This window comes from Streptomyces racemochromogenes (genome assembly GCF_039535215.1).
Lineage (GTDB): Bacteria > Actinomycetota > Actinomycetes > Streptomycetales > Streptomycetaceae > Streptomyces > Streptomyces racemochromogenes.
In genome coordinates, this window is the sequence record NZ_BAAAWT010000001.1 from 7405592 (window position 1) to 7417197 (window position 11606).

General features: G+C 72.2%; 12 protein-coding genes. All 12 read right to left on the reverse strand.

Annotated features, from left to right (window positions below):
* Positions 1-81: 81 nt before the first annotated feature.
* The 12 genes from ABD973_RS34525 to ABD973_RS34580 all read right to left on the reverse strand — a co-directional run bounded on the left by ABD973_RS34525 (position 82) and on the right by ABD973_RS34580 (position 11470).
* Positions 82-3348, reverse strand: a complete 3267-nt coding sequence (locus ABD973_RS34525) for a LysM peptidoglycan-binding domain-containing protein (protein ID WP_345504344.1) — start codon at positions 3346-3348, stop codon at positions 82-84.
* 32 nt (positions 3349-3380) lie between these two features.
* Positions 3381-3827, reverse strand: coding sequence for a hypothetical protein (locus ABD973_RS34530; protein ID WP_345504346.1), 447 nt, complete (start codon positions 3825-3827; stop codon positions 3381-3383).
* A gap of 2 nt (positions 3828-3829) precedes the next feature.
* Entirely contained in the window at positions 3830-4294 is a 465-nt protein-coding gene (locus ABD973_RS34535) for a TadE/TadG family type IV pilus assembly protein (protein WP_345504348.1), read from the reverse strand.
* Complete coding sequence (locus tag ABD973_RS34540; protein WP_345504854.1) at positions 4291-4677, reverse strand: TadE/TadG family type IV pilus assembly protein; 387 nt, start codon at positions 4675-4677, stop codon at positions 4291-4293. The genes ABD973_RS34535 and ABD973_RS34540 overlap by 4 nt, the downstream gene beginning before the upstream one ends.
* A gap of 125 nt (positions 4678-4802) precedes the next feature.
* Positions 4803-5003 carry a hypothetical protein gene (locus ABD973_RS34545; protein WP_345504350.1) on the reverse strand — a complete coding sequence of 67 codons (201 nt, stop codon included), beginning with the start codon at positions 5001-5003 and terminating at the stop codon, positions 4803-4805.
* A 20-nt stretch (positions 5004-5023) separates the two neighbouring features.
* A complete protein-coding gene (locus ABD973_RS34550) occupies positions 5024-5911 on the reverse strand; it encodes a type II secretion system F family protein (protein ID WP_345504352.1) in 888 nt (295 codons plus the stop codon).
* Positions 5908-6846: a type II secretion system F family protein gene (locus ABD973_RS34555; RefSeq protein ID WP_345504354.1), complete on the reverse strand. Its 939-nt coding sequence runs from the start codon at positions 6844-6846 to the stop codon at positions 5908-5910. Before ABD973_RS34555 ends, ABD973_RS34550 begins: the two co-directional genes overlap by 4 nt.
* Positions 6843-8417, reverse strand: coding sequence for a TadA family conjugal transfer-associated ATPase (locus tag ABD973_RS34560; RefSeq protein WP_345504356.1), 1575 nt, complete (start codon positions 8415-8417; stop codon positions 6843-6845). Before ABD973_RS34560 ends, ABD973_RS34555 begins: the two co-directional genes overlap by 4 nt.
* Complete coding sequence (locus tag ABD973_RS34565; protein ID WP_345504358.1) at positions 8407-9147, reverse strand: hypothetical protein; 741 nt, start codon at positions 9145-9147, stop codon at positions 8407-8409. Before ABD973_RS34565 ends, ABD973_RS34560 begins: the two co-directional genes overlap by 11 nt.
* A gap of 80 nt (positions 9148-9227) precedes the next feature.
* Entirely contained in the window at positions 9228-9956 is a 729-nt protein-coding gene (locus tag ABD973_RS34570) for an SAF domain-containing protein (RefSeq protein ID WP_345504360.1), read from the reverse strand.
* A gap of 48 nt (positions 9957-10004) precedes the next feature.
* Entirely contained in the window at positions 10005-10466 is a 462-nt protein-coding gene (locus tag ABD973_RS34575; RefSeq protein WP_345504361.1) for an ATP/GTP-binding protein, read from the reverse strand.
* 395 nt (positions 10467-10861) lie between these two features.
* Positions 10862-11470, reverse strand: a complete 609-nt coding sequence (locus tag ABD973_RS34580) for a hypothetical protein (protein ID WP_345504363.1) — start codon at positions 11468-11470, stop codon at positions 10862-10864.
* Positions 11471-11606 lie beyond the last annotated feature (136 nt).

The following is an 11606-nucleotide window of genomic DNA, read 5'->3' on the forward strand; positions in this document are numbered from 1 at the left end:
GCCTGACGGGATTGTCCGGTACGCGATGGGACAGCGGCCGCAAGAGCTGCTGCCCGTGGCGTACGAAGGAGCTGTTCCCCGCTAGATGCGAGCTGGGGTAGCGGAGAGGACGTCACTGATGGTGTTCTCGGTGGCGGTGTCGAGGGTGATGTCGTAGGTGCGGGCCATGTGCTGGGCGCGTGCGACCACCTTCCGCACTGCGGTGTGGTTGCCCGCGGCCGTTTCGATGTGGAGGAGGTCGCGGTACAGCACTTCGGAGGTCTCTTCGATCTCGAGAGCTTGTTGGACGGTGCGGCGGGCGGCGTCAAGGTCGGGGGTGTCGCCGTCGGTGTGCCAGCGGGCGAGGGTGTGTGCGGTGTCGGTGATCCGCGAAAGCATCTCCTGGATAACGGGGTCGGCCCAAGGCAGGGTCCGGCCCTCGAAGGGGCGGCCGCGGACCAGCGCCATGGCCGCTTCCAGGTCGGCGGTGCCGGCCCCGGGGCCTGCGGCGAGGCCTCGGGAGGCCAGGATTTTGAACTCGGCCCAGTCCGAGGTGACCGATGGGTGAAGGACGTACCCGCCGCCGTTCTTGGGGCGCGGAAGCAGCGGCTGGCCGTCGCTGGTGAGTCCGAGGACGTTGCGCAGTTCGGACAGGCGGGAGTGCAGGGTGCGGGTGGACCAGGGGTTGACCGGGTCCATGGCCTGGCACAGGTAGTCGGTGCCGCGTCCGGGGCGCAGGTGGAGGAGGGCTGCGACGGCAGCGGTGCGGGGGCCGTGGGCGGAGGCGGCGGTCCCGGTGATACGCAGGGGGCCGAGCATGTCGATGCGGACAGGTGCTTGCTCGTTGCCGACGGCCTGGGCGGGCACGGTGGCGGCGGGTTGGGCGGGTACCGGCCCCTTGTCGGAGGCGGCCTGGCCGGTCTCGTCGGGCTCTGCCGTGCCCGCCGTCTCTACCCCGTCTGCTGCTGGCTGCCCGGCTTCGGCGCTGCCTTGGTGGCCGACGGGCTGGGGAGTGGTGGCCGGGGAGGCGGCGATGAGCGCGGGGAAGGGGTTGCCGGGGTCCTGGGCATCGGCGGTGGTGGACCGTAGGGTCAGAGGCTGTCCGCACGCGGCCGCCTGATCATGGGATTCCGCGAATTCCCAGGCGCCTGTGGCCGGTACTGGGTCCTGGGTGGAGATCTGTAGGGCGTGGACGTACTGCCGGTACTGCTCGTCGGTGATGCGTTGCAGGGTGACGGGCAGGCCGAGCGGGGCGAGGAGGGCCTCCTGCCCTGTCGTGACGTCGATGATCTCGGCGTGCGGGAAGACGCGCTGGGCCGCCTCACTCGCAGGCAGCACGACGGCGGTCTTCAGGTTCCGGGCGGCGGCGAGAGCATCGGCGAGCTGGGCCAGGTGTTCCTGATCGTGGTCGCCGACGCCGATCATCAGCCAGGGCAGGACCTGCTCGCCGCTCTGGTGGGCTTCGAGGAGGAGTTCGCCAAGGTCGGCGGCGACGGCCGGCAGGTGGGGCATGGTGCGGATCCGGCCTTGCGGCAGGAGCTTGGCCAGGCGGCTGCCGAGACCGGCGGTGAGGATCTCGCTGTAGTCGGTCCACCCCGACGTTCCCAGCTCCAGGGCCAGAGCGCGGCCGACTTCGAGGACCTCCTCCGGGGTGCCGTCCAGGAGAAGGACGTGGCAGGTGGTCAGGTCGGCCAGCAGCAGCCCGCCATCGTGGGCGCCGAGGGTGACCAGGCCCGGGTAGGGGGCCTCGACGTCGTTCAGCATTTCGGCATCGGGGAGAACGGCTGCGGGGTCCAGGGTCCAGGTACGGCTGTCGGGCCCTGCGGTGAACGGGGCTAGGGGGTCGGCCGGCTCGTCCAGGAGCAGGCGGACCTCCTTGCCCGCCAGGAGCACGCCGCGCAGGGCGGGCAGCGCGCGTTCGTCGGTGGCGGCCTGGCGGGCGAGGGCGCGCAGGATGCGGTCGAGGATTTCGACGCCAGCGGGCTCGCCGGCCGCTGTCAGGAGCTGTTCGAGGGTGCCCGGGTCGTTGTCCTGGGCGATGGTCTGGCCCGCGCGGCGTTGGCGCTGTTGCAGAATCCGGCGCACGCCCAGAGCGCCGGCCAGGGACGCGGCCAGCAGCGTCCCGAGTCCCGCCACCACCGCCCAGTTCACGCTGGCCGCGGCGCTCTGCGCACGCGTGGCGTCCGGGGCTGGGGTCTGGGCGGGGGAGGAGCGCGGGGTCGGTGAGGCGGACGCAGGTGTCCTTGTCGGGAGCTGGGCCGATGGTGCGGCGTCCGGTGCGGAAGGCGAAGAGGCCTGAGCAGGCGGCGGCGTCTGCTCAGGCGCCGTCGCCGCCGGCGGGGTGGTGGCCGGTGGCGTGGCCGGGCCGGACTCGGGGCTTCGCGGGGCCGGGGCGGGGGCCTGGGTTCCTGAGGTGTGGGGGAGGGCGAGCTGTTGGCCGGGATAGATCAGATCCGGGTTGGTGAAGGTGCCGCCGTCGGGAAGAGCTTGGCCCTGGTTCAGGTCGAAGATCTCCTGATGGCGGTCTGGGTCGCCCAGTTGGTCGGCCGCGATGGAGGAGAGGCTCTCCCCGTCGCGAACCGTGTACCGGACCTGGCCGGCGCCGCGCGAGGCGCTCCCCTCTCCGGTTGCGTCCGTTGCCGGGGAGGAGGGGATGGTGGCGCTGGCGGGCAGGGTGAGCACCCATCCCGGCTGGATGGGCCGCTCGGCGTCGAAGACCGTGCCGTCTGTCATCGTGCGGCCGTCGTTGAGGGCGGCGATGTCCGTCCACCGCTCCCCGCTGCCGAGCGTCTGTTGGGCGATGGACCACAGGCTCTCAGCGGGCCGCAGATTGCGGACCGTGTACGTCACGGCCGTGCTCGACGCGTCGGCCGGGGTGTCGGCGTGCGGTGCGGCCTCGTTGCCGGAGCCGGGGATGGGGGAGGCGCTGACGCCGACAGCGGCGGGAACGGGTGCGGCGGCGCTGGGAGCGGCAAGTGCGGTTCCGGCCGGGAGGGCCAGCAGGACGGTGCCGACCAGGGCGGCCGCGGCCCGCTGTCCGACCAGCCCCCGGATCTGCGGGGCTGCGCGACCGCGGAGCTGGGCGGGGATCTCCAGCAGGACCGCGCCGGTGAAGCAGGCCCAGCCAGCCCATCCCGCGGCGGCCAGGACGAGCAGGAATACCTGTCCCGAGTCCTCGGTGGACAGCAGATGAGAGAGGGCGGCCAGGCCCGGGGGGCCGACCAGGTTAGTGGCCCACCACAGCAGGACGGGCAGGCCGGCCAGCAGCAGGGCCAGGACGGTCAGGGAGAGCAGGGCGCGCAGCAGCGCGGCCGCCGTCTGGCCGCCGCTGCGGGAGGGCCGGGTGGTGACGGGGGTGGGCTTCGGCATCGGCCGGGTCCTTCTCACGGTGGTCGGTGGGGCTATTGGGGCTGGGTGATGCCGTGGAGCATGCGTGCGCTTCCGTGGCCGGTGACGTCCATGGACCCGATCCCGGCGATGGCCAGGAACACGGTCGGATAGGAGCCGTGGACGGTGACGTCGAGCCGGCTCCGGTCGGCGGAGAGGGTGGCGCTGCCGTGTGCGCCGGCGCGGGCGAGGTAGGCCTGGGCGGCCGCCTGGGCCCCTTCCGGGTCGACGCGGACGTCCGTGCCGGTGACGGCCGAGGCCGGGTCGATGGCCTGGCCGGCCGCGCGGGCGGCCTCCATCGCGAGCGCATCGGCGCGTTCGGTCGCCCGCAGTTTCCCGCCGCCGTCGATGGCCAGGCCGATGACAGCGAGCAGCGCCACGGTGACGATCGCGGTGTAGACGGCGATCCCACCCCGGTCCTCACGTAGGCGCCCGGCCGTCTGCCGCAGACGGTTGTGCATCCTTAGCCCTCCCGGGAGCGGTAGGCGTCCACGACGGACGTGAATCGGCTGGTCAACGTTTTGGATCCGGGGACGCCGGGGAGCAGCAGGTCGGCCATGGTGACGTTGCAGGTGATGGTCACGGTGACGGTGCCGGCCTGCCCGAGGGGCACGGCGAGGCCGGAGACGTCCACGCTGGTGCTCACCGACGCGCAGTGGATGCCCTGGTCGCCAAGGGAACGGGTGGCGGCGGCGGATGCTTCGGCCTGGGCGCCGGTGTAGGTCCGCGAGATGGAGGCGGCGCGGGCCGCGTCCTCGGCGACCGCGTCGATCTTCGCGCCGGAGGTGACGATCCGCCCGCCGGCGATGGCCAGGCACAACAGCATGATCAACAGGGGGGCGACGATGGCCGCCGCGATGGTCTCGCTGCCGCGGTCCTGCCGGGCCAGCGCCAGCCACCGCCTGACCCGAACGCGGATGGACGTCATGGGGTGGTCCACCGTTCTCGCGGTGCCCCGGCGGACTGCGACACGCTCAGACCCGACACCCCCGGGATCAGGGACGGGGCGAGGCCGGTGACGGTCACCCGGACCTCGGCGCCGTTGCTGCCCGCCGTGCTGACCGTGCTGCCGGCGAGGCTGTCGCCCGCGATCCGCCCCAGGGTCTCGCGGGCCCGGGCCGCGCCCGCGTCTTCGGGGGCCTGGTAGACGCGGGCGGCTGCCACGCCCTCACGGGCGGCGGTCAACGCGATGTTGCGGGCGTAGAACCACATCGCGGCCTGGACTACCGCGACGGTGACGAGGATGACGAACGGGAACACGATCGCCATCTGGATCGACGCCTCCCCCCGGTCCCGAAACCCGCCCACAATCCGCCCCCGGCCGCCCGGGCCCCTTCCGAGGCGGCCCCGAACGCGCCCTTGTGCCAGCCGGCTCGGCGCCCAGCGTCCTGCCACCTCGCCCCTCCCTCCGATAAGCCGTACGGACTGCCGGTCTGTCAGATGCCGGACAGCTTGCCGTTGTACTTGCTGACGACGACGCCGATCGTGCCCGCGATGGCGATGGCCCCGGCAACGGCGGCGACCCAGATGATGATCGTGGTGATGGAGATGTCCCCCCGGTCCTTGGAGCTGTGCTCCTTGATCTCCTGCCAGTGCGAGCGCAGGGCGACGGACAGACGGACGGCCAGCTTGGTCATGACGGACTCCCTTGAACGGGTCAGGTGGTGAGCATGCGGATGATGGCGGGGAACGCGATCAAGAGCATGACCAGGACGGCCAGCAGGGCGCCGGGGGCGGTCATCTTCTCCGAGTTCGCGTTGGCGTCGGCCGCCTGGGCGGCCAGCAGTTCGGTGCGCAGGTTCTTCGCGCGCGAGCGCAGGGTGGCGTAGACGGACGCGCCGTCGTCGGCGGACTGCCGCATGATCGCGGCCAGGTCGTCCATCACCGGCAGGTCGAGCTCGGCGGTCAGCCGGGCCAGCGACTCCCAGTGCGGCACCTTGTCCACCCGCGAGCGGGCCAGGGCCGCCTGGATCCGCTGGAACGCCCACCCCTGGCCGACCTGCGCGGCCTGCTCCATGGCCTGCTCGGCGGAGACGTTCCCGGCCCGGCGCAGCGCGACCAGGTCGAGGTAGGCGGCCATGGCGTGGGCGAACTCCGCCCGGGCCCGCTTCGCCTTGTCGCGCAGTGCCAGATCCGGCGCGAACCACAGCACGGCCGCCGCCAGGATGGCGACGATCGCGGGCAGATACAGGGGAAGCCCGAGCAGGAGGAACGGGACGGTGGACAGCGGCGGCAGCAGCAGCCCGCCGCCGGCCAGCGCCACCTTGGTCAGGAGGAACTTAGCGGGAGTGCTGCCGGTCAGAGCCAGGTCCTTGTACGGGATCCGGACGCCCGGCACGTCCGCCAGGCGCTCAAGCAGCCACTGGCCCCACCGCTCGTCCCGATCCACGACCTGGTCGCCTGCGGCGGCGGGCGGGGGTGCGGGCTGGTTGAGGCGGCGCAGCGCCGGCCCGAGCGCCGGCGCGGGCCGCAGGATCTCGCGGATGAGAAGGGCGCCGCCGCCTCCGATGGCCGCTCCGGACAGGATCGCCGCGACTGGCATCATGCGCCCACCTCCACAGCCGATTCGGATGCGTCTTCAATGCCTTCGGGGGAGGAGGCGGGGGTGACGGCGCTGCGGGGGTCGGCGATCAGGAAGCGGGGGACGGGCTTGATGTCGGCGATCTGCCGCATCATCACCAGGACCCCGATGAACCCCGCGAGGAGCACGGCCAGGACCAGCTGGCCCACCATCGTCCCGTAGGGGGCGGTGTAGGAGGGGACGAGGAATCCGCCACCGATGACGCCGAGGGTGATGATGGTCATCCACCGCATCGTCGTGCGCGGCTTGGCCCGGTCTGCCTCGATCCCTCGCCTGCGGGCGACTTCCTCGTGGACGGACTCGGCCAGGTCGTCCAACGCCTGCGCGAGCCCGGGCCCGCGGTCGGCCGCCGAGAGCACCAGTGCCGCGACCACCTTGTCGGCCGTCACATCGTTCAGGGCGTCGCCGAAGGCGCGCAGCGCGTCGGTGGGCCGCCAGCCGACCTGGAGCCGGTCCACCAGATCGGCGACCTCACCAGCGATGTCCTCCGGACATCCGCGACGGGAGATCTGCAGCGCCTCGTCCAGGCCCCGGCCCATCCGCAACACGTTGGCCAGGCGCTGCGTCCAGTCACCCAGGGCTTCGAGCTTCCCGATCCGGGCGGTGGCCGACTTCGTCGGTGACAGCAGCCACGGAACCCCGACCACCGCCAGGAACAGCATGACGGCGGCGATGAACACCCCCGTCACCAGCCACAGCAGCACCCCGCCCAGCGCCCCGCCCATCAGGCGGGTACGGCGGGCCATCCGCTCGTCGCGGCTGGCCAGGTGCCGCCCGGCCTGCAGCCGCGCGGCCAGCCCCGGCCCCTTCGGGGCGCTGGTACCGACGACGCCGGCCACCAGGCCGACCAGGCCGCCCGCCAGGGCGAGCCCCGCGAGCACCCACCACAAAACGGTCACGGCGCCGCCTCCCTCACCAGCAGCGGCAACGCCGCGCCCCATGCCCCGGCCTGCTCGTTCAGCAGCGAGGCGTCGAAGCCGGCCCGGCGCAGGTCGTTGATGCAGCGCGGCAGCATCAACGGCACCGCCCGGTGCTCGCCCCACTCCGGACGCGGCCCGAAAATGGCGTTGGTCTCCGGGCGGCCGCCCTCGCCGATGCCGGTGACCTCCAGGACGTGGGAGACGAACCGGTGCCGGTGCCCCCCGATCTTCGTCTCGTCCACGGAGGAGACGAACACGATGAAGTGCAGCCCGTTCGCGGCCTGCCGGTAGGCCAGCGACTCCGACATGTTCGCCTGCGCCAGCAGATACAGCTCCGCGATCCGGTCGAAGACGACGGAGGGGTGGATGGCGTGCAGGGTGCACAGGTTGCCGCCCGCACCGTTGGTCATCGCCTGGAGCATGGCCACGATCTCCGGCCCGCGGACCTCACCGACCACGATCCGCGTCAGCGTCATACGCAGCGCCCGGTACATCAGGTCCATCAGCGTGATCTCACCGGCCGCCTGGCCTGCGACCATTTCGCCGTTGGACTCGCGTGCCTCCATCGGCACGACCTGCCGGTGGTAGCCGTTCTCGTGGGCGAACAGCTCGTACTCGGTCTCCAGCGTGGCGAACCGCTCGTCGGGGTCGATCTCTTTCAGCAGCGCCCGCAGCAGCGTCGTCTTCCCCGCGGCCTGGCCGCCCACGATCATGACGTTCTTCTCCGCGCGCACACACGCCCGCAAGAAGGATTCCAGCGTGGAGTCGAGCATGCCCCGCGAGACGAGTTCGGGCAGGTCGGCGTGGCGCATGCTGTGCCGGCGGATCGTCACATATGTGCCCGGCGTGACGTCGATGACCGCCTGGAGGCGGGACCCGTCGGCCAGGCGCAGTGCCAGGAACGGGTCCGCGGTCGACAGGCTGCGCTCGGCCTGCCCGGTGGTGCGCCGGGCCAGGTCCCGCAGGAGCTCGCGCAGTTCCTCGTCGGAGTCCGCGACCGGCGCCACCCGCACGCGCCGGCCGTCGGTGAAGTCCAGCCACACGTCCGCGTACCCGTTGATGAAGATGTTCTCCACCAGCGTGTTGTCCAGGTGCTGCTGCAGCCGGCCGGCCCGGAACTGTAGGTCGAACACGGCCTGCGCGATGGCCGCGTCCTCGCGTGGGCTGGTGGCCACCCCGCGTTTGACGGCCTCGGCGTCCGACCAGACCGCGACCTGCTCGTTGATCAGGTGCCGGCCTTGCTGCTCCTGCGCGGCCTGGCTCAGCCCGGGCCGGGCGCGCAGCAGCTCGGTCAGCCGTTCCCCGACCTGCTTCTTGATCAGCCGCACCGCCCCGTAGTCCACCACCACCTCACCGCCCGGCACGGCGGCCGGCTCGGGCCGGCGCTGCGCGCCGGCGCCGGGCCCCGTGGGGGCGGGAACCCACGGGTTGACCGGACGGGAATCTGCGGCCTCCGGCGAGGCCGCCACGGCCACGCCGCGGGCGGCGCCCAGCCGGCTTGAGAGAGACCCGGCGACGCGGGGGTCGTTGTGCAGGGGGTTAGCGCGCACCGCTCACCACCTGGGTCGCGTCCGCGCTGGGCGGGGCCAGGCGCGAGCGGCGGATCGCCACCAGCTCCTGCACCCGCACTGCTGCCGACCGGGCAGAGCGCATCAGCTCACCGGACTCGAAGCGGCGCGGCTGCTCCGCTCCGTCCGACAGCACCGCCGCTTCCTTGGGCCGCCACGGCAGCACCGCGGTGACCGTGACCCCCAGGTGCTTGCGCACCTCCTCCTTGGAGAAGGGCCCCTGGTCCACCAGCAGCATCCCCAGCTCCGTCGCGCCGCCCAGCGACTCCCGCAACGCCTCCAGCCGCACCTGGGCGCTCTGGAGCCCGCGCAGCGTATTGCGCGCCACCAGCAGGACGGCGTCCGCCTTCTGCGCGAGCACCCCGGGAGCACCGAGAGCGCCCCGCCGGCCCAGGTCCACGATCACGTCGTGCCCGTGCTGCTCGATCCCCGCGAACACGGCCGAAAGCGGCCGCCACACCGGCTCCATCGCCGAGGTGTGCGCCGGGTCGTAGAGACCGGGCAGCACCAGCCGGTCCCGCGTCCCCGCATCGGTGACGTCCACCAGCTGCCGCCAGAACGCCTCCACCAACTGCTCACGCCCCTGCCGGGCCGCGATCGCGAGATTGCGCATCCCCCGGGAGTTGTCCAAGGTCCCCTGGAGCGCACCCGGCAGGATCGCCCCGCCGTCCGGATCCGCCTCGGCCAGCACCACCCGATGCCCCGCGGACATCGGCCACGTCATCAACAACGCCAAAGCCGCCGTGGTCACCCCCGGCGCCCCCAGCCCGCCCGCCAGCGCCACCACCGCCATCAGGAACCCCCCTCCTGCGCGGCCACGATCAACGCCACCGCACCCGTCGCCACCCGCGACGCCAGCACCGGCCCGTCAGCGGCGGGCACCGCCACATCCACCACCACAACACCCGTTGCCGGCGCCGCCACCCCAACGGCGACCACCGTCGCCGCGAGCGTCTTCGGCGCAGGCGCCGGATCCGCGGGCTTGCTTGCGGCTGCGGCCGCCCCCGCCTGCGCCGGGTCCGGTGTCGAGACGATCAGCACCTTCTGCCCGGGAGCCAGCCGTGACGCTGGCAGCTGCGACGGCTTCACCGCCACACCCACCAACTGCTCACCGTTCTTGACCAGGGACACGGCGGTGATCTGGCCCGGCGACAGCAGGGACCCCGCCTTCAGGGCCACGGCGGCGCGCTGGCCGACCAGGCCCGCCTTCTTCGCCGCGGGGACCGCCTTGACCACCGGGTCCAGCGCCAGGGAAGCCGGCGCCAGGTCGGCCTCCGTCAGCGTCGCGCCGACCGGCACGTCCCGGGCCACCACCAGCACGCTCGACCGCTGTCCCGAGGCGGTGAACAGCAGCGCCCCCGACAGGCCGCCGGCCGCGATCAGCGCGACGGACAGCGCGATCAGCCCGGGACGGCGACGTCGCTGGCGAACGACTCGGGGCGCCGGTGCCGGGCTGTCTGCAGGCCCGCCCGGCCCGGGGACAGCGGCACGGCCCTGCGTGGCCGTGGTGGTGGTGCTCACGTGATGTGCCTCCAGCAGAGAGGAAGAAAGGGAAAGTCGGGACCGGGGCTACTGGCCCACTACCTGGACTTCGCCCACGGCGATGTCTACGGCACTGGAGCGGACCTCGGTCAGCTGGCCGCTCTGGCCACCGCCGGTCCAGTCGATCGCCCACGTAGACGTCGCCGTCACGTGGTACTTGCCGGGTGTCCGGTAGCTGTGACCGCAGTCGGGCGACGGGTTCTTGCCGAACTCGGCCCGGTAGGGGGTGCCCGCAGTGGTGCAGGTGACCGTCGTGCCGTCACCCATCGCCCATACGATCTTGGCGACCCTGGCCGTGGCGGTGACCGTGACGGCGCCGGCCGAAGCGGACGCGACGTTGGGGCCGTAGGTCTCAGGGCCGGTCGCCGTCCACATGTAGACCGGCATACCGACGACACCGACACCCCCCGGCTTGGGGACGATGCCGATGGCCGGCGGGCGAAGGAGCATCGAGTCGACCGCGCGCTGCGCGAGGACAGTAGGGTCCACGGCCACAGCGGGCGGGTTCTGTGCCCAGAAGGCCCGGCCCGCTCCGGCGAGATTGTCGCCGTCCGCGATGCCGTTTCCGAGCCCGCACGGGTCCAGGTAGACCGCCCCGTCGCCGGGCGAGTGGCCCTGCCACAGAGCGCTGCCCGCCGGCGGAGGAGGATCCAGCGGCCGAATCGAGCAGTCCCGACCCAAGCCGTCGATGTTGCTCCCGGAACCCGTTGAGGAGCCGCCGGTCTGCTGGCCCGTGTTCGAGCGGGCCGGGGGCCTGCCTGGAACGTTGGCCTCAACGCAGAAGCGCACACCGCAGTCGCCCGCGGTGACGGGGTCGTCCGCATGAGCTGTTGAGGTGCCAGCCGCGAGGAGAACGAGCGCGCCCATTGCGCCCACACGTCGTCTCAGCACGCCTTCCCTTCCGGCTTGTCCTCCAGAACGACCCAGCCATTGGGCCACTTCTCGGCCGTCACGGTGTTGATGTAACGCAAGAGTCGGGTGTTGGGGAGGTCCACCGGCTTGCCACTGCTCTTCTCCACGGGCTTCCACTGGGAGATGTCCAGGCAGTCGGTGATGACAGCGGTCTTGAGCTTGGTGTCAGGCTTGAAGGTGATCACCGTCCTGGAGTGCTGCGGTCGGCCAGCGATGACGCGTCCGCCCTTGCGGAAGTTCGCGAGTTCCTGCTGGTTCTGTACGAGTGCGTCTCCGGTGGAGACCTTGGGCAGGTTGGGGTCGTCGGGGTCGGCCTTGGTGTATGCCGCGGACAGGACGTCCCAGTAGTGGGTGTAGGCCGCCTGGACCTCGGCCTTGTCGGCCGCCTCCGGATCGGCGGGAGCGGTCGGGGAGGCAGCGGCCGCGGTGGCGCTGGGGGAGACGGTCGGGACGGTGGCGGCGTTCTTGTCGTTCTTACTTCCGCTGGTGCAGCCGGCCGTGAGGGCCGCGACGGCCGCGGCGGTGGTTGCCGCTGCGAGCAGTCGACGGTTTCCGGTGTGGTGCTGTCGTGCGATTGCCACGGAAGTCTCCCCGGGTCACCTTGTCTGGCGGGTTGCCACGCAACCCGTGTAAATCGCTGGTGCAACGTGTTGCGTGCGGCTGTGGTGCCATTCGGCACCATACGATCTCAACGCTGCGGCTCCTATGGGGTTCTTG